This is a genomic window from Salinicola acroporae, from assembly GCF_003206615.1.
Lineage (GTDB): Bacteria > Pseudomonadota > Gammaproteobacteria > Pseudomonadales > Halomonadaceae > Salinicola > Salinicola acroporae.
In genome coordinates this window covers 176,540-196,546 of record NZ_PZJW01000010.1, presented here as the reverse complement: position 1 = coordinate 196,546, position 20,007 = coordinate 176,540, and the positions used below count along the sequence as shown (strand labels likewise).

The 20,007-nt window shown below is 64.6% G+C and carries 12 protein-coding genes; 2 read left to right on the top strand and 10 right to left on the bottom strand.

Going from position 1 to position 20,007, the window contains the following annotated elements:
- Positions 1-15: 15 nt before the first annotated feature.
- On the bottom strand, positions 16-2,205 hold the full coding sequence (rlmKL, locus tag DOM54_RS15585) for a bifunctional 23S rRNA (guanine(2069)-N(7))-methyltransferase RlmK/23S rRNA (guanine(2445)-N(2))-methyltransferase RlmL (RefSeq protein ID WP_110717208.1): 2,190 nt from the start codon (positions 2,203-2,205) through the stop codon (positions 16-18).
- Between the two features lie 253 nt (positions 2,206-2,458).
- On the opposite strand from rlmKL, the gene rmf reads away from it, so the two are divergent.
- Positions 2,459-2,668 carry a ribosome modulation factor gene (rmf, locus tag DOM54_RS15580; protein ID WP_110717207.1) on the top strand — a complete coding sequence of 70 codons (210 nt, stop codon included), beginning with the start codon at positions 2,459-2,461 and terminating at the stop codon, positions 2,666-2,668.
- 116 nt (positions 2,669-2,784) lie between these two features.
- On the opposite strand, the gene DOM54_RS15575 is transcribed toward rmf, so the two are convergent.
- The 7 genes from DOM54_RS15575 to DOM54_RS15545 all read right to left on the bottom strand — a co-directional run bounded on the left by DOM54_RS15575 (position 2,785) and on the right by DOM54_RS15545 (position 13,819).
- Positions 2,785-3,816, bottom strand: coding sequence for a quinone-dependent dihydroorotate dehydrogenase (locus DOM54_RS15575; protein ID WP_110717206.1), 1,032 nt, complete (start codon positions 3,814-3,816; stop codon positions 2,785-2,787).
- Positions 3,817-3,990: 174 nt separating this feature from the next.
- The gene (locus DOM54_RS15570; protein ID WP_110717205.1) at positions 3,991-5,091 is read right to left on the bottom strand and encodes a hypothetical protein; all 1,101 of its coding nucleotides are present in this window, start codon (positions 5,089-5,091) and stop codon (positions 3,991-3,993) included.
- Positions 5,092-5,282: 191 nt separating this feature from the next.
- On the bottom strand, positions 5,283-10,106 hold the full coding sequence (locus DOM54_RS15565) for an NAD-glutamate dehydrogenase (protein ID WP_110717204.1): 4,824 nt from the start codon (positions 10,104-10,106) through the stop codon (positions 5,283-5,285).
- 205 nt (positions 10,107-10,311) lie between these two features.
- Complete coding sequence (gene trmA / locus DOM54_RS15560) at positions 10,312-11,436, bottom strand: tRNA (uridine(54)-C5)-methyltransferase TrmA (RefSeq protein ID WP_110717203.1); 1,125 nt, start codon at positions 11,434-11,436, stop codon at positions 10,312-10,314.
- Positions 11,437-11,457: 21 nt separating this feature from the next.
- Entirely contained in the window at positions 11,458-12,279 is an 822-nt protein-coding gene (murI, locus tag DOM54_RS15555; protein WP_110717202.1) for a glutamate racemase, read from the bottom strand.
- A complete protein-coding gene (locus DOM54_RS15550) occupies positions 12,272-13,171 on the bottom strand; it encodes a LysR family transcriptional regulator (RefSeq protein ID WP_110717201.1) in 900 nt (299 codons plus the stop codon). The genes murI and DOM54_RS15550 overlap by 8 nt, the downstream gene beginning before the upstream one ends.
- A 105-nt stretch (positions 13,172-13,276) precedes the next feature.
- A complete protein-coding gene (locus DOM54_RS15545; RefSeq protein WP_110717258.1) occupies positions 13,277-13,819 on the bottom strand; it encodes a hemerythrin domain-containing protein in 543 nt (180 codons plus the stop codon).
- 380 nt (positions 13,820-14,199) lie between these two features.
- Between DOM54_RS15545 and DOM54_RS15540 the strand changes: the two genes are divergently transcribed.
- Positions 14,200-15,552 (top strand): replication-associated recombination protein A, encoded by a 1,353-nt coding sequence (locus tag DOM54_RS15540; RefSeq protein WP_110717200.1) that lies wholly within the window; start codon positions 14,200-14,202, stop codon positions 15,550-15,552.
- Between the two features lie 78 nt (positions 15,553-15,630).
- Here DOM54_RS15540 and lolA read toward each other — a convergent pair whose 3' ends face one another.
- Positions 15,631-16,287 (bottom strand): outer membrane lipoprotein periplasmic chaperone LolA, encoded by a 657-nt coding sequence (lolA, locus tag DOM54_RS15535; protein ID WP_110717199.1) that lies wholly within the window; start codon positions 16,285-16,287, stop codon positions 15,631-15,633.
- 107 nt (positions 16,288-16,394) lie between these two features.
- Complete coding sequence (locus DOM54_RS15530; RefSeq protein ID WP_110717257.1) at positions 16,395-19,835, bottom strand: DNA translocase FtsK; 3,441 nt, start codon at positions 19,833-19,835, stop codon at positions 16,395-16,397.
- Between the last annotated feature and the right edge of the window lie 172 nt (positions 19,836-20,007).

Genomic DNA, 20,007 nt, shown 5'->3' with positions numbered 1-20,007 from the left:
CACGAATCCGAAGTGTCAGCCCGCGTGGCGGATACGGAAACAGTGATGCAGGTTGGCGCGCCGGGTGAAGTCCGGATCATAGGTCTGAGCGGTGATCTCCTCGACCCGATAGCGCGACGCCAATGACGCATCCAGGCTGAACCGCTGCTGATTGTTGGAGAAGATCAGCTCTCCCGTCGGGGCCAGGCGCGCCATGGCCAGCTCGATCAGGCGGACATGGTCGCGCTGGATGTCCAGCGTGCCCTCCATCCGTTTGGAGTTCGAGAAGGTCGGCGGATCCATGAAGATCAGATCGAACTCCCCGCCCGCCGTCTCCAGCCAGCGCAGGCAGTCGTCGCGCACGACCCGGTGCCGCCCAGGATCGAGCTTGTTCAAGAGGAAATTGTCCTTCGCCCACTCAAGATAGGTGTTCGACAGGTCAACGCTGACGCTGTCGCTGGCGCCGCCCAACGCGGCCTGCACCGTCGCCGTGCCGGTGTAGCAGAACAGGTTCAGAAAGCGCTTGCCGCCCGCCTGCTCGGCCAGGAGACGCCGTACCGGCCGGTGATCCAGAAACAGGCCGGTATCGAGGTAGTCCTTGAGGTTCACCCACAGCTTGGCGGTGCCCTCCGTGACCACGAATCTGTCGCCGCTATCGCCCTGCTTGCGATACTGCGCCTTGCCGCTCTGACGCTCGCGCTGCTTGTAGTGGATCTGCTCGGGCCGAACGTCCAGGGCAACCGGAATCGCGCTCAATGCATCCATCAGGCGGCGCTGTGCCTTGCCCGGATCGATCGATTTGGGTGCCGCGTACTCCTGTACGTGGACCTGATGCCCGTAGACGTCGATAGCCAGCGCATACTCCGGCATGTCGGCATCGTAGAGTCGATAGCAGGACTCCCCGGACTGCTTCAGCCACTTGTTCAGCCGCTTGCGATTCTTCTGCAAACGGTTGGCGAACATCTGCGCTCCCTCGCTCAGCACGCTCTCCCGCGGCGCCGAACGCGCCGGTTCACGCTCCTCGACCGGAGCCCCCTGGGCGGCGATATCGATCAGCAGCAGCTTGCAGTCGAGCGGACCGTTCTTGAACGCGTACTGCTTGTGTGCCCGCAGCCCGAGCCGATGACCCAGGTCCGGGTTGCCGGTGAACAGTGCCAGTTGCCAGCCAGGAAACTGGCGACGCATCCGTTCGCCGAGATCGCTGTAGAGCGCGACCAGCTCGGGCAGTTCGCCCAGCCGCTCGCCATAGGGCGGGTTGGTCATTACCAGCCCGGTCCTGCCCTCCTCCGCCCGGATTTCGCCCGGGCATTCGAGCGCCTTCACTGAGCCGCCGGCCAGCGTGATCAAGGCGGGAATGCCGGCACGCATGGCGTTGCTCCTCGCCGCGCTGATCGCCTGTGGACTCTGATCCAGGCCGAACAGGCTCGATCGGGCCCGGCGCCGGCCAACGTTAGCGCGAGCCTGTGCCTCCCGCTGCAGGACATGCCAGGCTTCGGTATCGAAGTCGGCCAGCGTCTCGAAGGCAAACCGTTCCCGGTTCAGTTGTGGCGCCATGTCGGCCGCCATCATCGCCGCTTCGATCAGCAGCGTGCCGGCACCGCACATCGGATCGACGAGCGGCTCGCCACGCCGGGCCCGCGCCGGCCAGTCGGCACGCATCAGCAGCGCCGCGGCGAGATTCTCCTTGAGCGGCGCATGCCCAGAATCGCGACGATACCCCCGCTGGTGCAGGCTCGCCCCCACCAGGTCGACACCGACCAGCAGCTGACCCTTGTGAAGATGAGCGAACAGCCTGACGTCCGCGTCGCGTGGAGCGATGTCCGGGCGTTCCCAGCCTGCCGCGCGCAGCGCGTCGACCACGCCGTCCTTGACCACCTGTGCGCCGAAGCGCGTATGCCGGATGGCGGGAGACTGGCCGTGGAAATCCACCGCCAGCGTCTGCTCCGGCTTGAGCACCCGCGCCCAGGGCAGGCTCCTGACCGCTTCGACGATCGACGCCGGCGCTTCGCAATTCGTCTCTCGCCCCAGCGTCAGGATCACCCGATTCGCCAATCGCGACCAGAGGCAGATCCGATATGCTGTCGCTCGATCGGCCAGCGCATGGAGGCCGGCGACAGTAGTTTTTTGTATCTCGCCGCCCAATCCGACGACTTCTTCGGCCAGCAGGGCTTCGATCCCCCAGGGGCAGGTGATGTGAAGGCTTAACAGGGAGTTATCGTCTTTCATGGCGGCGTCATCCGACCGTTATTGAGCGGTCATATTCCTGTGAATGCGGTTAAGAAGAGCCTTTATGACAAAACGCCTATCGACATCGTTTCTCATTTCGACTAAAGCTAACAGTCGTAGCTACGAAACAACGCATGCGGTTTGCCTGTCCGGACGTTTTCGCGGGCAGTCGGTCGGATTTGGCTCGATGCCGCCCGACTGGCTGTAGTTTTCCTCAGGAGATGCACTTGTTCTGACAAGAGGCTACTACACGATGAAACGACAGAAACGTGATCGCAACCAGCGGGCATTTATCCACGGCTACAAGGCGGGGGTCGTCGGTCGCTCACGCGACGAGTGTCCGAGCCAGGATGTGAATCTGCGCGAAAACTGGATGAGCGGTTGGCGTGAGGGTCGCGGAGACCAATGGGCCGGTATGACAGGCGTCTCGGGTATCCACAAGAACCCTACGGTCATGACATAGTCGTTACGCAAGATGGTGCCATTTCGGTACTCTCAAGGCTCGCCGCTGGCGGGCCTTTTTATTGGCCCATCGGTTTCGGGTTTCGAGCCGTCGCCAGGACACCGCCGCTCATGGCGTCACTGGCGAACTCGCCCTTCTGTCTGCGTCGCCCGCACGCACTCACCGATCAGTTCGGGTCCGCGGTAGATGAAGCCCGTGTAAAGTTGCACCAGGTCGGCGCCCGCCTGACACTTCTCGCTCGCCCGAACCCCACTGTCGATCCCGCCTGCGCCAATGATCGGGATGGTCGGTAACAGTCGCCTCAACTCCCGGACAACCGCGGTGGAACTGGCGAACAGCGGCGCGCCCGAGAGACCACCGGCCTCATGCGCATGGGGCATGCCGGTCACGTGCTCGCGCGATACCGTGGTATTGGTCGCGATCACGCCATCGATGTCGTTCGCCTGCAGGGTGTTGGCCACCAGCGCCATCTCGTCCAGTGTCATGTCCGGGGCGATCTTGACCGCCAGCGGCACGCGGCGTCCGTGCTCGGCGTCGAGCCTGGTGACCTCGGCCTTCAAGGCGCTCAGCAGCGTATCAAGATGGTCACCGAACTGCAGGCTGCGCAGTCCTGGCGTGTTGGGCGAGGAGATATTCACCGTGATGTAGTGCGCCGCCTCATGCGCTTTGCGCAGGCACGTCACGTAATCGTCCACCGCCCGCTCGACCGGCGTCGTCAGGTTCTTGCCGATGTTGATGCCGATGACCCCGTTGTAGCGACTGCGGCGGACATTGGCGACCAGGTGATCAACCCCGGCGTTGTTGAATCCCATTCGATTGATGATCGCTTGCGGCCCGGTCAACCGGAACAGACGCGGCTTGGGATTCCCCAGCTGAGGCTTGGGCGTGACGGTGCCGACCTCGACGAAGCCGAAACCCAGCGCGCCGAGGGCATCGAGATGATCGGCGTTTTTGTCCAGCCCGGCAGCCAGCCCCACCCGATTGGGGAAAGTCAGCCCCATCACGTCGACGGCCGTGGAAGCGACGTAGGTATCGCCCAGCAGGCCGGACAGACGGGCACGATGGACACTATCCAGCGCGGTCAGCGTCAGGCGGTGGGCGGTTTCCGGCTCCAGCCGAAACAACAGCGAACGAACGAGGGCGTACATGGGAAGTCTCGTCGGTAACAAAGGGAATCCGTGACGGCGGAGGAGTATATCCCACCTTGGCGTCTCGGGACGAACTCGCGGCGGACGACTCGCACGCTGGGGAGTGGTTCCCCTGTCCCTGAACGACGAACCCGGCGCCGAGGCGCCGGGTATCGTGCCGCGAAGAGGCGTGGGTTACCGTGAATCGAGCTGCTGTACGCGCAGGGTGTAGTTGTTGACCGAGTTCATCGCCGAGCCGAACCGCTGGCCCTTGACCCAGACTCGATAGCGGCCGGGCTGGAGCTCGGTCTTGATATCGAAGTTACCATCGGCCAGCGAGCCCTCGTCACTCGCCACCGTGCGACCATCGGCGTCGAGCACCTTGGCCTGAAGGCGGAAGCTGCCTTCGTGACCGGGGAAGGTCGAGCTGGTGACGGAGACCGTACCGGCCTGGGCAACATCGAAGGTGAGCACTTCGCCCTGCTGCAGCACTTTGACGTCGGAGACGATCTCGTCGAAGCTGCTCGGCAGCGGCGCCTGTTGACGCTCGCGGGCGGGGGCACCGGTCGGCGCGCTGGCCTGCCCGGCCGTCGCCGGCTTGGCCGCCGAACCGGTATTGGCGGTGCCGAAGTCGGGGCCCTTGGGTGCGGCCTCGCTGGTGCCAGCGGCCGCGCCACCGGCAACCGCACCAGCCGCTTCACGTCCCGGCGCGCTGAGCGTCGCCACATCGTCCTTGTCGTCGACGAAGGCAGTGGTGCGGCCGCTGCTGCCGGGACCACCGAACATGATGCCACCACCGTTATCGACCCCGCCCTGGTCGGCGGTGATCACCTTGCCACTGGCGTCCAGCGCATCGACCTGAATGTTGAAGCTGTTACCGCCGGTCTTGGTGCTGCCGAACTTCTGCCCCGAGACCTGCAGCGTGTAGTTGCCCGGCTCGAGCCGCTGCTCCATCTCCAGACCACCGGTGTTGCCAAGCCCGCTACTCTTGGCCAGGACGTTGCCGTTGGCGTCGATCAGCGTGGCCTTGATGCGGTAGTCCTGGGATTCGCCCGGCAGGGTCGAACTGGTGAAGCGGTAGCGTCCGGCATCGTCGACGGTGAACGGGTGCTGCTGCACGCCACCGAAGAAGAAGCTCTGGCTGCGGGCATCGGAGCTGGACTTGAAGAAGCTGGTCAGGTCGACCTTGGCGGCTGCGGCCTGTGCCTGCTTGAGCGCCTCGCTCTGCGCCACGGCGGGCAGCGCGGTGGCGACACCGACGGCCAAGATAAGGGTGGAAAACGCGCGATACTTCATGGGGCCTCTCTCTGCACTCTGCGACCGAATCGGAGCCGAAGCATAACAGAGACGCTCCCCGAGGCACCTTAAAGGGCCTGGGAGAGCGCCTCCGTGCTGAATAGCCGATGCACTGCCTTGCCGACATGGTAACCGACGAGGCAGTGCATCGATGCCGGGCGGCATTGCTGCCGCCCGGCCTGCAGGCCACCTTAGCCCTCGCTTTCGCTCTCGGCAAGGTCGACCAGTTCCCGGATGGCCACGGCGACCAGCGGAAAGCTGATCTGGGAGCCCGAGTCGATCTCTACCAACAGGGCATTCCAGCGATCGAACAGTGGCGAGTGCAACTCCTGCCAGTGCTCGACCCGGGGTTCGATCTCGCGCGGGGCATCCGACATGCCCAATACCTTGACCGTCAGCGCCAACTGCTGGCGATCGAGGTCATCGCGGAACGTTTCCCGCGCCTGCGCCTGCCAGCTGTCACGCACTTCCAGGCTGTTGATCTGCTGCATCATCCGCGGCAGCTCCAGCCGCTGGCCGATCGTGTAGTAGGTCTCCGCGACCCGCTGGATCTTCTCGCCACTGGTACGCGCGGCCTGGATGATCCCCAGTCCAGCATACAGGCTGGAAGCGGCGGCAACGATCGAGGCCAGACCTTCCGGCACCTTCGCCTTGACCAGCGCATCCCGGCGCTGGCTCCAGGCTGCACGCTCGTCGCCACTGAGCCGGTTGCCGATATCTTCCTGTAGCTGTGCCAGCTGGGGCGCATACTGCTCGACGCACTCCTTGACGCCGATCGAGCCCCGGTGACGCAGGAACCAGCGTGTCGCCCGACGCAACAGCCGCATCAGGTCGAGCATCATGGCGTACTGGGTCTGGCTGTCGACACGATAATCCAGCGCCTCGATCTGTTCCCATAGCTGGTTCAAGCCGAAACTGTCGCGGGCGATGACGTAGGCTTGGGCGATCTCGACCCGCGATGCGCCGGTGGAGTCGCGTAACTGACGCACAAAGGTGATCCCCATGTGGTCGACCAGATCGTTGGCGATCTGGGTCGCCACGATCTCGCGCTTGAGGCGATGCTGGTAGAGGTCGTCCGGATAGCGCTCCGCCAGCGTCTCGGGGAACGCTCTCGTCACGTGCTGCTGCAACGGCAAATCGGAGGGCAGCTCCGCCGCGATCAGATCGCTCTTGAGCGTGCTCTTGGCGTAGGAGATCAACACGCTCAATTCCGGCAGCGTGAGCCCACCGTCGTTGTTGCTGCGCTCGATCAACTGCTCGTCGCTTGGCAGGAACTCGAGTTCCCGGTCGAGGCTGCCGGCCGCCTCCAGCTCGTTGATGAACCGGCGGTACGGCCCCAGCCCCTCTTTCGACTGCAGCTCGGAGAGCGACAGCGCCTGGGTCTGGCGGTAGTTGTCCCGCACGACCAGCTCACCAACCTCCTGGGTCATCTCGACCAGCAACTGGTTACGCTGCTTCTCGGTCATGTCGCCGCGCTGGACGATGCCGTCCAGCAGAATCTTGATATTGACCTCGTGGTCCGAGCAGTTGACGCCGCCGGCGTTATCGATGAAGTCGGTGTTGACGCGAATCCCCTTCTCCGCGGCCTCCATCCGGCCACGCTGGGTCAGCCCCAGGTTGCCGCCCTCACCGACCACACGGCAGTTGAGCTCCCGGCCATCGATACGCAGGCCGTCGTTGGCCTTGTCGCCGACGTCGGCGTGGCTCTCGCTGGCAGCCTTGACATAGGTGCCGATGCCGCCGTTCCAGATCAGATCGACCTTGGACTTGAGCATCGCGTTGATCAGGTCGTTGGGCGACAGCTTGTCCGCCTTGATGCCGAAGACCTTCTTCATCGCCGCGGAGATGGGAACCGACTTGGCATCACGGGAGAAGACGCCGCCACCTTCGGAGATCAACTTCTCGTCGTAGTCCGACCAGCTCGAGCGCGGCTGCGCAAACAGCCGCTTGCGCTCGACGAAGGACTTGGCGGCGTCGGGATTCGGGTCGACGAAGATGTGCCGGTGATTGAAAGCGCCCACCAGCAGAATCTTGTCCGACAGCAGCATGCCATTGCCGAAGACATCGCCAGCCATGTCACCGATCCCGAGCACGCTGAAAGTCTCCTTCTGGGTATTCAGACCCATCTCCCGGAAGTGACGTTTGACCGACTCCCACGCGCCGCGAGCGGTGATCGCCATCCCTTTGTGGTCGTAGCCCTGGGCGCCGCCGGAGGCGAAAGCGTCACGCAGCCAGAAGTCGTACTCGATCGAGATCGCGTTGGCGTAGTCGGAAAAGGTCGCCGTCCCCTTGTCCGCCGCCACCACCAGGTAGGGATCGTCCGGATCGTGGCGCACCACGGTGCGCGGCGGGACGACCGTGGTGCCGTCGAGATTGTCGGTGATGTCGAGCAGGCCGCGGATCAGGATCCGGTAGCACTCGACCCCCTCGGCCTGGATCGCGTCGCGATCGGCATTTTCCGGCATGCGCTTGCAGATGAAGCCCCCCTTGGCGCCGACCGGGACAATGACCGAGTTCTTGACCTGCTGCGCCTTCATCAGGCCCAGGATCTCGGTGCGAAAATCCTCGTTGCGGTCCGACCAGCGCAGGCCGCCTCGGGCGACCTTGCCACCACGCAGGTGGACGCCTTCCATCCTCGGCGAATAGACGAAGACCTCGAACATCGGCCGCGGCTTGGGCATGCCGGGCACCTTGCTCGGCTCCAGCTTGAACGAGATGTACTCCTTGGCGCTGCCATCCTCGCGTGGCTGGAAGAAATTGGTGCGCACGGTCGCCAGGATCAGGTCGACGTAGCGACGCAGCAACAGGTCATCGTTGAGGCTGGCGACCTGGTCGAGCATGGCGTTGAGCTCGTCGATACAACTCTGGCACTGCGCCTCTCGCGACTCCGACTCCAGTTCAGGGGCGAAGCGCAGCGTGAACAGTCGCGAGAGCCCTCGGGTGATGTCGGCATGGGCCGCCAGCGTATTGGCGATGTAGGCCTGCGAGAGCCCGATCCGCAGCTGCTTCATGTAGCGCGCGTAGGCTCGCAGCACGGCGACCTGGCGCCACTCCAGGTCGGCGCCGATGATCAACCGGTTGTAGGTATCGTTCTCCGCATCACCGACCCAGATCCTGGTGAAGGCGTCGATGAAGTTGTCGCGCATGTCGCCCAGGTCGACATCGCCCAAGCCGCGATACTCGAAGGTGAAATCGTGAATCCAGTAGGTCTGCTGGCCGCTGGCGATACGGTAGGGCCGCTCGCTGATGACGCGCAGGCCCAGATTCTCGAGCACCGGCAGCATGTCGGAGAGCGGAATCGGCGTATCCTGATGGTAGAGCTTGAGATTGACGCTACCGGCGGCGCTCTCCGCCAGGTGATAGAGGCTGACCCCGATCGGGGCGCCCTCGTCGAGTGCCTCGAGATGCCGGATGTCGTTGGCGGCGGTGCGTGCCGAGAAGTCATCGCGGTAGCTGCTGGGGAAAGCATCGCGGAAGGCCTGGGCCTGACGGTTGCCCGCCTCCTCGCCCAGCGCCTCGATCAACGCACCGTGCAGCTCCTCGCGCCAGTTGCGGGCCAGGTTGATGACTTTCTTCTCCAGTGCACGACTGTCGAAATCGACGGGCTTGTCGCCGTTGAAACGCAGCGTGAACTGGATGCGCGCCAGGATCGACTCCGAGAGATAGGGATTGAAGTCGGCGAAGGTCGCATCGAGCTCCTCGCAGAGCAGTTTCTGGATGCGCAGACGCAGGTCCGTCGAGAAGATATCCCGCGGTACGAACACCAGGCAGGAATAGAACTGGCCAGCCCGGTCCTCGCGAATGAAAAGACGCACCCGCCGACGCTCACGGATGTTGAGAATGCCGAACGCGGTTCGGCTCAGCTCCTCGGTGGAACTCTGGAACAGGTCGTCACGAGGGTGCACTTCCAGCACCTGCAGCAGCAGCTTGCCGTTGTGCCCTTTCGGATTGACCCCGGCCGCGTCGATGACCGCCTGGACCTTGCGGCGCAGGATCGGTACGGTGCGCGGCGATTCATTGTAGACCAACGATGTGAACAGCCCGAAGAAGCGCCACTCGCCGACCGCCTTGCCCTTGGCATCGTAGCGTGTGATGGCGATGTAGTCGGGATAGGTCGGACGATGCACGCGCGCATGATAGGCGCTCTTGGCGAAGTGCAGCAGCGCCGTCCCTTCATCCGGCTCGAATCGCACCGGCTCCCGGTAGCGCGGCTGGTCCAGCTTGAGCACGCCGAGCTCGCTGCCATCGACCCGCTCGCTGCGCGCTTTCTTGCCACTGCCGACGAAGCGGCTCTCGACATAGCCGAGGAACGTGAAGTGCTCGTCGAGCAGCCATTTGAGGAACGCCACCGTCTCCTTCTGATCCGCCGCGGTGATACCGCTCGGCTTATGGGCGTCCAGCGCGTCGATGACTTCACGGACCTTGTCGCACATCGGATCGAAATCGGCGACCGCCGTCCGCACGTCCAGCAGCACGTCGCGCAAGCCCTGCTCGAGATCGGACAGTGTCTCGCTGTCGGTGTGACGATCCACCTCGATCAGGATGATCGACTCGCGCGCCTCCGGCGCCTGCTTGGCCCGGGTGCCGGTAATTCGCGTGGCGTGGTGGCGCGCATCGCGATCGACCGCCAGCACCGCGTTGTGGATCGCGTGCAGCGTGAGGCCGCGGCGGTTGAGTTCCATGCGCACCGAATCGACCAGGAACGGCATATCGCGATGCAGGACGGCGACCACCGTGTGCGGCGATTGCCAACCGTGCGATTCGAAGCTGGGGTTGAAGACGCGTACCTTGGCTTCATCGGGATCGAAGGTGCGCATGAAATGCCAGGCCGCCAGGGTCGCGCCATAGATATCATCGAGCTGCCGGTCCGCAGCCTCTTCGAAAGGCGCGGTGGCGTAGAGATCCTCGGCGAACGCCGTGATCCGCTTGACCTTGTCCTCGGGGAGCCGCTTGGACAGTTTTTCCTGCAACTGCTCCAGAAATTCCGTTTTTCCCTCGATCGCGACGTGTTGCATCTATCACCTCGGCTGGCATCGACCGTCAACATGGCGGCCGCATTCAATAGGCTGGAAGCTTACGCCAGCGCCCTATGGCGCCCTACACAATTGAAGCTTCGTCATGACACATGTCGGTTATGCATCAACGACGGGGCTGCGTGGCCGCATCGGCGGTTGACAAGCCGCGATGATGGCCCGGTCCGGACTGGCATCGCACCTCGACTCACGCCGAAGGCAGGCGCTCGAGCAGCACCCCGCACTCACAGTGGTCCGTCCACGGGAATTGGTCAAACAGCGCCATCCGAATCACGCGATGGGTACGGGTCAGTTGCTCCAGGTTGGTGGCCAGCGTATCGGGGTTGCATGAAATATAGACGATGCGGGAATAGCGCATCAGCGGCGCACAGCTGTCGGCATCCAGCCCCGCCCTCGGCGGGTCAACCAGCACGGTGGAGAAGTCGCACTCGGCGAGCCCCATGGCGGCGACACGTCGCCCCTGCTTCTCGCCACTCAGCGCCAGGGCGAACTCCTCTGCCGACATCCGCGCCACATGGACGTTGTCGATACCATTGGCGTCGAGGTTGGCCTGCGCCGATGCGACCGACGTTCGCGAGATCTCGGTGGCGACCACGCGCCGGAAATTTTGTGCCAGCGCCACCGTGAAATTGCCGTTGCCGCAGTAAAGCTCGACCAGATCCCCCTGACTATCGGCGGTGACGTCGCGGGCCCAGTGCAGCATGGCACGACAGATCTCGGCATTGGGCTGGGTGAAGCTGTTCTCGACCTGCTGATAATGAAGCTCCCGGCCATCCACCTCGAGTCGCTCCCAGACGTGGTCGCGATCCAGCACCAGCCGCTGCTTGCGGGAACGCCCGATCAACGACACCCCGAGCCGGGCCTGGAGCTCGCGGGCTTGCGATTCCCACTCATCTCCCAGCGGTTTGTGGTAGATCATCGTGACCAGCGCCTCCCCGCTCAAGGTAGTGAGAAACTCTACCTGGAACAGCTTGCGCCGCATCAGCGGCTCGTCACGAATCGCGTCGAGCAGACGCGGCATCAGTTCGTTGATGCGCTCGCTGGCGACCGGAAACCGGTCGACGCGGACGACGCGCTGGGCGACTCGGCCTCGCTGAAGCGGTGCCTCCGGGTCGGCCTCGAACATCGCGTAGAAAAGATCGTCTCCCTCGTGCCAGATACGGAACTCAGCGCGCATCCGATAGTGGGATGGCGGCGAGGCGAACACCTCCAGCGGCGGTGGCGAAAAGCGAGCGAATTGACGCTCGATGCGCTCGCGCTTGGCCTCGAGCTGGGCGTCGTAACGCGAGGGATCGATATCGAAAATCACCAAACCAGAAATCCTCGGACAAAATTAGTGCGATGGTTCATGAAACGGGGTGGCGACCGCCGGCTGAGTGATCTCCAAAGCCAACGGCGACGAGTAACCGAAACGCCTCAGGATTGGTCCCAGACTCGGGACCTGGGGCGCCGTGGCCCAGCTGGGCGCCTCGCCTGGCGGCGCAGGGATCGACCGGGTATCGCCCAGCACCTGACTCAGTCGACGGGCGATTGCCGCCCCGGAGTCGATCCACAGCCTGTCGGGCATCAGCGGTTCGAGCAGCCCTCGCAGCAACGGGAAGTGCGTGCACCCCAGCACCACGACATCGAGGCCCGCCGCCGCTTTCAATGGCGCAATGGCTACCTGAAGCGCGCGGGCATCGAGCGCCTTGCCCGCGAGGTAGGTTTCGGCCTGGATAACCAGGGCGTCAGCCGCCACGCGTACCACCCGGCAATCCGGTGCATGATCGGCGATCAGCCGGTCCAGGTATGGCCGATGGACGGTCGCGCCAGTGGCGAGCAGGCCGATCGTCCGGCTGCGGGAGGCTTCTGCCGCTGGCTTGATGGCCGGGACGGTGCCGATGACCGGTATCGGTAGCCGCGCCCTCAACGCCGCCAGGGCCAATGTGCTGGCGGTGTTGCAAGCCACCACCAGCACGCGGGGTCGCGCCAGTTCGCACGCGCTCACGCAGACCGCGCCGATTCTCTCGATCAGCCAGTCGTCACGCCGGGTGCCGTAGGGCAGCGCCGCGTTGTCGCAAAGATAGCCCAGCGAGCAGTCCGGTATCCGCCGGCGAATCTCCTCGCTGACGGAGAGCCCGCCGACACCGGAATCGAATATCAAGGCGTCAATCATAGGGCTGACCGTCGCCGAAATAGCCGAGCAGGGCCTCGATCAAGGCGCGTAGGCGCGCCGGCATGTAGTCACGTTCGGCGTACAGGAGATGGATATCGAGCGGCGGCATTTCGAACGCTTCGAGCACGCGCACCAGTTGCCCGGCCCGCTCTTCCGGCGCGGCCAGGGATGCCGGTTTCAAGGTCAATCCCATACCGAGTACCGCGGCCTCGATCAGCGCTCTGCCGTTGTTGCAGGAGAGTGCCGGTTGCAGCCGGAAACGGTAGATCTCGCCGTCGACCCGGAACGGCCAGTAGAGACCGTGTCTCGACAGGGTATAGTGCAGACAACGGTGGTCCCGAAGATCCTGGGGATGACGGGGCGTGCCATAGCGCTGGAGATAGCCGGGCGACGCATAGAGGTGCATCGGGATCTGCATCAAGGGTCGCGCGATCAAGCTGGAATCCTCCAGCTCGCCGATGCGCACGACAAGATCGAAATCCTCCGCCAGCGGATCGACGCGGCGATCCTCCAGCACCAGGTCGAGCGACACCGCCGGGTGCGCCGCCTCGAAGGCCTGCAGCGCCGGCATCAATGAGCGCGCCCCGAAATCCACCGGCGCGGATAGCCGCAGTCGGCCACGAATCTCGCCGCGCTGCTCGCCAATGCCAGCCTCCAGTTCCTGAAGTTCGTCGAGCAGACGAACGACGGTGGTCAGGTAGCGCTCGCCCTCGGCGGTCAACTGCAGGCGCCGCGTGGTCCGCACCAGCAGCCGCACGCCCAGCATCTCCTCGAGCCGGGAAACCTGCTTGCTGACCATGGCATTGGAAACGCCCAGGCGCCGAGCGCCGCCGGCAAAACTTCCGGCGTCGATGACCGCGCGGAAAACCTGCATCGCTTGCAGTCGATCCATCCTGCCCCCGTCCTGTCATTCCAGACGGCCATTCTACGCAAGCGACGGCGATCGCGCAGTGGCGATCGCCGTGGTGTCAGGTAGCGGGGAAGCGAGACGCCACGCCTACAGCGGCGAGGGGGCCTCGCGAAACTCGGTATACAGCTCCGGATACGCCTCCTGCAGCCGCGCCAGTTCGGCGCCCGCCTGGGCAGGCAGCTCGCTGGCGAGACGCGCGAGATCGTCTTCGTCGAAATGCTCGCGAATCAGCGGGAACAGCTCCTCCCGCTCGGCACGCAGATAGGCCCGGTGCGCTTCGAGATAGGACTTGAGGTCATCGGCGAACTTGTCCATCGGCATCACGCCATCCATCAGGATCATGTCGAGATCCTGGGACAGGCGCATCAGTTGCTCGTGCAAATGCTGATAATCCCCGGCCAGACGCGTGCTCAACTCGTGAATGCCGGACGCCCTCGCCACCAGTTGATCGCTGCAGAGACGCTCGAGTGGAATCGTGAACCCGTTCATGTAGTCGAGGATATAGTCCACGACTTCCCGAATCAGCCGGAAGTCAGGACGCTCGCCGTCGGCCAGTGTCTTGTGCTTGAGTTGCAACACATGCAGCAGGCGCGCCATGTTGGCATGGTCCTGACGCAGTTGGGTCAGCATGGGCATGGTGAGTCTCCTGTCCGTGAAGCGCGGTGTCGAGTGACGTCCGTCGCCTAGTCAGCCTAGTGTAGTGCCTGTCGACGACATTGGCGCCGGAACCCGTCCCGACGGTCCGTCACCGGGGTTGCCTGGCGTGATCGAAGGCATCGCCACGCCGACAGCCGCGACCGGAATCGACGAAGTACGCCGTAGATTACCTCTGCCAGAAGCCGACAAACGAGCCTCGAATGACATCTCGATGATCGCAGTTGGGCCTGCCCCCAGCGACACGCTAGAATTTCCTACCCTAGCGGTTTTTCCGATAAACGCTCTACGCCTAACGTCTGAATCAGTGTAGCGAAATGTACCGTTTCACTGCCATCAGCCAGCCTGGAAGCCCCATGGACCTATTTGCCGACGACGCCTCCCAAGGCGACCCGCATCCGGGCAACGCGCCCCTCGCCTACCGCCTGCGCCCGCGCACGCTCGATGACTACATCGGCCAGCAGGCGCTGGTGGGTCCGGGCAAGCCGCTTCGACGCATGGCGGAGACCGCCAGCGTACGCTCGATGATCCTGTGGGGCCCTCCCGGTGTGGGCAAGACCACGCTGGCTGAGATTCTCGCTGAAGCCTCCGGCGCCCGGCTCGAGCAACTCTCGGCGGTGATGGCGGGGGTGAAGGAGATCCGGGCGGCGGTCGAACGGGCCCGGGAGGGGCAGATGCGCGATCGCCGTACCCTGCTCTTCCTGGACGAGATCCATCGGCTCAACAAGAGCCAACAGGATGCCCTGCTCCCCCACGTCGAATCCGGCCTGCTGACGCTGATCGGTGCCACCACCGAAAACCCCTCCTTCGAGGTCAACTCGGCACTGCTCTCGCGAGCCCGGGTCTATGTCCTGAAAGCCCTCGACGAGAGCGAGTTGATCACGGTGCTCAAACGCGCCCTCGGCAACGAGACACTCGGCCTCGGGCAGCGCAATATCCGCGCCAGCGACGAAACGCTGTCGATTCTGGCGAGGGCGGCCTCGGGAGATGCACGCCGCGCCCTCGGCCTGCTCGAGACCGCCTGTGACTTCGTCAAGACCGACGAGCACGGCGAGGTTCTCGATCGCGACGCCGTGATCGAGGTGATCGGGCATCAGGCGGCGGCCTTCGACAAACAGGGAGAGCACTATTACGACGTGCTGTCGGCCATTCACAAGTCGGTTCGCTCGTCGCGCCCCGATGCCGCGCTACTCTACGTCGCCCAATTCATCAGCGGCGGCGGTGATCCGCTGGACATCGTCCGGCGCCTCGCCGCGATCGCGTCGGAGGACGTCGGCAACGCCGATCCGCGCGCGCTGCCGCTGGTGATAGCCGCCTGGGACGCCTACCTGCGGCTGGGCGACTACGAGGGGCAGCGCGCCATTGCCCATGCGGTGATCCACCTGGCAATCGCCCCCAAGAGCAACCGCATCGACCAAGCCTGGAGTCAGGCCAAGGCATTCGTCGCCGAGCATCCCGACCTGGAGGTGCCGGTCTATCTGCGCAATGCCCCTACCGAGTTGATGTCCTCGCTGGGTTACGGCGAAGGCTATCGCTACGCCCACAACGAGCCCAACGGCTACCCGGCCGGCAGCCGCCATGACTGCTGGCCGCCAAACCTGCCGCAAGCCCGCTTCTACGAGCCCAGCGACTACGGTCAGGAGAAACGCTTCCAGCAGATGCAAGCCTGGCGCGAGGAGCTGGATCGCCAGGCGGACGGCGACTCCTGAGAGGCGTCGACTGCCGTCAAACGACACTCGCCCCGGCGTGGAGACCACGACGGGGCGAGTCGCGCGGCGAGCCTGGCGTCACGGCGTGGCGGGCGACTGCTCCCGAATCACGTCGGCGCCTTCAGGGGCCTGAAACTGGAACTGGGCGGGATCGATATTGACATTGGTCTGCGCGTTGTCGAAATCGATCGCGGTGCGCTGGCCGGTGCTATCGGTCATCTGCAGCGCATCGAGCTGCTCGCTGTAGAAGGTCAGCTTGAGCTGCTCGAACAGGGTGTCGTTGGCCTGCGGTATCAGCGTGAAGGTCTCGCTGGCGCCCTGCTGCTGTCGCGTGACATCGTAGTTGTCGGCGAGTTCGGACGCGCTCCCGGAGAGCAGCAATGCCGGCGTGTGGGTGACCCGGTCGTCCAGCGGCTGGATCGTGACCTGCTCGAGGTCGGGATCGTAGAGCGAGACTTCGTTGCCGTCGGAGACGACCAGTTGCCGGTAGGGCTCGTTCACTTCCCAGCGGAAATGCCCCGGACGCGACAGCCACATGTGGCCGCTGGTGTCTTGCAGGCTGGAGCCAGAGGCGTCCAGGATCTGCTGCTCGAAATCCGCGGAATAGGTCTTCAGCGGCTCGAGCAGGTGGGTCAGACGATCGGCGGACGCTTGATCCGCCAGTGCCGACTGGGTCATCAATACCGGCGCCAGCAACAGCGATCCGGCCAAAGCCAAGGTCTTCATCTTGCGCATGGACATTCCTTATCGGGAATCGTCGATCCGAGATCGACGATCGTGAATCTGGTGAATGCTAGGACAGCAAAACGGCCGCGGGGTTTAGTTCCCCGCGGCCGCTCGAATCAATGCCCGACGGGCGGCGGCGCCAATACCTCACGGGAGCCGTTGTTGCCCATGGACGAGACGACTCCCGCCTGCTCCATCGCCTCGACCAGTCTCGCCGCGCGGTTGTAGCCGATCTTGAAACGGCGCTGCACCGCGGAGATCGACGCCCGGCGGGTTTCGGTGACGAACTGTACCGCCTCGTCGTAGAGCGCGTCCTGCTCGGCATCGTCGCCATCGCCGCCACCCTCGGCCTCGAGCCCGGCCAGGGCATCGGCGGAAACGCCCCCGGAGAGGATCTCCTCGATATATTCGGGCTCGCCCCGGCGCTTCCAGTCTTCGACGATGCGGTGAACCTCGTCGTCATCGACGAAGGCGCCATGGACGCGCTGCGGCATGCCGGCCCCGGCCGGCAGGTAGAGCATGTCGCCGTGACCCAGCAGGTTCTCGGCACCGCCCTGATCGAGAATGGTGCGCGAATCGATCTTGGACGACACCTGGAACGCCATGCGGGTGGGGATGTTGGCCTTGATCAGACCGGTCACCACGTCGACCGACGGCCGCTGCGTGGCCAGGATCAGGTGAATACCCGCCGCCCGCGCCTTCTGGGCCAGCCGCGCGATCAGCTCCTCGACCTTCTTGCCGACGATCATGAACATGTCGGCGAACTCGTCGATCACCACGACGATGTAAGGCAGCTTCGCCAGTGTCGGCGGCGGCTGGTGCATTTCCCACGGTTGCGGCTCCCACAGCGGGTCCTGAACCTGGGCGCCGTGACTCTCGGCTTCATCGAGCTTGGCGTTGAAGCCGGCGATGTTGCGCACACCCATCGCCGCCATCAGCTTGTAGCGCCGTTCCATCTCGGCAACACACCAGCGCAGTGCGTTGGCCGCCTCCTTCATGTCGGTCACCACCGGTGCCAATAGATGAGGAATACCGTCGTAGACGGAGAGCTCCAGCATCTTGGGGTCGACCATGATCATTCGGACCTCGTCCGGGGTCGCCTTGAGCAGCATCGACACCAGCATGGTATTGATCCCCACCGACTTGCCCGAACCGGTGGTGCCCGCCACCAGCAGGTGGGGCATCTTGTTGAGGTTGGCGACCACCGGCTTGCCGCCGATGTCGTGCCCAAGCGCCAGCGTCACCGGCGACTCGGCATGCTGATAGACGTCCGAATCCAGCACCTGGCGAATCCGAATCATCGCCCGATGCGGATTGGGAATCTCGATCCCGACGGTCGGTTTACCGGGGATGATCTCGACCACGCGCACGCTCTTGACCATCAGCGAGCGCGCCAGATCCTTGGCCAGATTGCTGATCTTGGAGACCTTCACCCCGGCCGCGGGGCGGATCTCGAAACGGGTAATGACCGGCCCCGGCCAGGTTTCCACCACTTCCGCCTTGACGCCATACTCGCGCAGCCGCATCTCGAGCAGCTCGGCCATGTCCTCCAGTTGCTCCGGCGAGTAGTTCGGCTGCTCAGGGTCGGCGGGCGTAGTCAGACGAATCGACGGCAGATTACCGCTCGGCTCCGGCAGATCGTCCATCACCGGACGCTGGCTCTGCAGATGCTCGACGGTCCATAGCGTCGGCTGGTCCTCTGCAGCCGCTCTGGCCTGATCCGCGGTGGCCGGCGAGCCTTCACCGTGCGGCATCGCACTCGGCGCGGCCGGTGTCGCGGGATCAGGGCGAGCGAAGGCCGGCGCTGGCGCTGGCGCGGCCGGCGGCTGGCGATCCGGCAAGACCGAACCGGCCACGTCATCCCGCTCCTCGTCGGCGATATCGAAACGCGGCTCCTGACGCTGCCGCATTGCCCCCTCGAGACGATGTTCCTCATCGTTCGGTGAAGAGGAAATCGTCGGGTCCGCGGGCATGTCGCCACTCTCCGCCTCGATATGGCCCCAGTCGACACCCGTGCGCCGATGCGCCGGCTGTTCCGGTTCGCCCGCGCGTTCGGCCGTCTCTTCGGGCGCTTCTTCCCGCGATATCGTGGCGTGATGGCGATCCGTTGCCGGGTCATTGCGCTCGGCGCGAATCCCCCACTGCTGGACCGGCGCCTCGTCGTCGCGGGCCGAAACCCCATTGGCCGGCGATTCGGGGCGACGGGCGTCGACGTCATCACGCGCAGCCTCGCTCGACGTTGCTTCACTGGCGGTAGCGCCGGTAGGCGAAGAAGCCGTCTCTCCCGGGGCCTGGAAGGCGTCGGGTATGCGCCGCCGAGTAACGTCGGCCCGGAAAGGCATCCTTTCCGGGGAGGCGATCGAGTCAGCTTCCGAATCCGCCTGCGAGGCCGCCGTCGTGGCCGTCACCGCCGGCGAACCGGCGGCCGTGGCGTCAGGCTCGTCGGTTGCCGATATCCGACCCGGGGCCATCGAATCGGAGGTTACCGGCCGCCCCGGTTCGCCACGCGTCATCGTTCGCGGAGAGGTGTCGGCTTCGGCTGCGGGCAGACGGCCCAATGTCGGCTCGCGAGCTTCGTCGCGCTGCTGACGGGCGGTATAGGAAGCCTCGGGGCGCTTGGCGGAGGGCGTTCGCGCGGGCACATCCCACGGAATATCGGTCCGGCCATCGTGGCGCCACATCGAAGAGTCGCGATGTTCCAGGCCATCGCCAGCCCCGACAACGTGTTCCCAGCCTGGCTCCTGGCGTGACCGATGGGCATGCTCCAACTCGTCGTGGTCCCAGCGCTCCAGATCGGGCGCCTTGTGCCATGGCAGCCACTTGGCCCACCAGGATGTTCTGGCCGGCGATTCGTCCTCGTCCACCACGGCCGCCTCGACCCGGTCGCCAGAGCGATCCCGGTCCATCGACTCGGCCTCGTCCCGGCGGGCATCGGCCCTGTCGGATCGTCGATTCTGGCGCGCTTCACGGCGCTCGCTGGCTCGTGACTTCGTCCAGTGGAACAGTCGGTTCAACGAACTGCCGAGCTCGTCCATCACCGTCAACCACGACATGCCGGTGAACAGCGTGAAACCCGACATGAATGCCGCGATCGCAATCAGGGTGGTCCCCCGCACGCCCACCAGGGCGGTCAGGGAGTTGGCAATGCCACGACCGAGAATGCCACCCGCCTGATTGGGGAGATCACTGGCGGCGCTGTAGAAGTGCAGGTCACCCAGCGTGGTCGTGCTCATCAGCAACAGCAGTAGCCCGCCGGTATGGACAGCCAGCGCCATTGGATCCCAGGCTATCTGGACCTGCGCCTGACGCATCAGTCGCCAGGCGCCCAGCCCGAACATGCCAGGCCACCAAAGTGCGCTGGCGCCGAACAGCGAATAGAGGACATCGGACAACCAGGCACCGATCTTGCCCATCCAGTTCGAGACCGACTGATCCGGCCCGCTGTGTGACCAGCCAGGATCCGTCGGTGTATAGCTGAACAGAGCCAACAGGAGAAAAACGCAGATGGCGAGCAGCAGAATCACGGCGCCCTCGCGAGTCACGCCCTGCAGGCGCATGATCACGTGGCGCGCCTGCTCCCTGGCTTGCGCTTGCGTCGATGAACGACGGCTCTTCTTGGCCGAACTCTTGGCACTCAAATGATCAACCCCCTCGCGCCCGGTATGGCGTGGCGTAGCGCAGTCAACTGCCACGCCGCTGGCGGCATTCCATTCCGCTCGCGGCATTGGC

What these genes read in the sequence shown, in the direction of transcription:
- rlmKL (WP_110717208.1), bottom strand. Translation starts at nt 2,205, where the DNA reads ATGAAAGACGATAACTCCCTGTTAAGCCTTCACATCACCTGCCCCTGG.
- rmf (WP_110717207.1), top strand. Translation starts at nt 2,459, where the DNA reads ATGAAACGACAGAAACGTGATCGCAACCAGCGGGCATTTATCCACGGC.
- DOM54_RS15575 (WP_110717206.1), bottom strand. Translation starts at nt 3,816, where the DNA reads ATGTACGCCCTCGTTCGTTCGCTGTTGTTTCGGCTGGAGCCGGAAACC.
- DOM54_RS15570 (WP_110717205.1), bottom strand. Translation starts at nt 5,091, where the DNA reads ATGAAGTATCGCGCGTTTTCCACCCTTATCTTGGCCGTCGGTGTCGCC.
- DOM54_RS15565 (WP_110717204.1), bottom strand. Translation starts at nt 10,106, where the DNA reads ATGCAACACGTCGCGATCGAGGGAAAAACGGAATTTCTGGAGCAGTTG.
- murI (WP_110717202.1), bottom strand. Translation starts at nt 12,279, where the DNA reads ATGATTGACGCCTTGATATTCGATTCCGGTGTCGGCGGGCTCTCCGTC.
- DOM54_RS15550 (WP_110717201.1), bottom strand. Translation starts at nt 13,171, where the DNA reads ATGGATCGACTGCAAGCGATGCAGGTTTTCCGCGCGGTCATCGACGCC.
- DOM54_RS15545 (WP_110717258.1), bottom strand. Translation starts at nt 13,819, where the DNA reads ATGCTGACCCAACTGCGTCAGGACCATGCCAACATGGCGCGCCTGCTG.
- DOM54_RS15540 (WP_110717200.1), top strand. Translation starts at nt 14,200, where the DNA reads ATGGACCTATTTGCCGACGACGCCTCCCAAGGCGACCCGCATCCGGGC.
- lolA (WP_110717199.1), bottom strand. Translation starts at nt 16,287, where the DNA reads ATGCGCAAGATGAAGACCTTGGCTTTGGCCGGATCGCTGTTGCTGGCG.
- DOM54_RS15530 (WP_110717257.1), bottom strand. Translation starts at nt 19,835, where the DNA reads ATGCGCCTGCAGGGCGTGACTCGCGAGGGCGCCGTGATTCTGCTGCTC.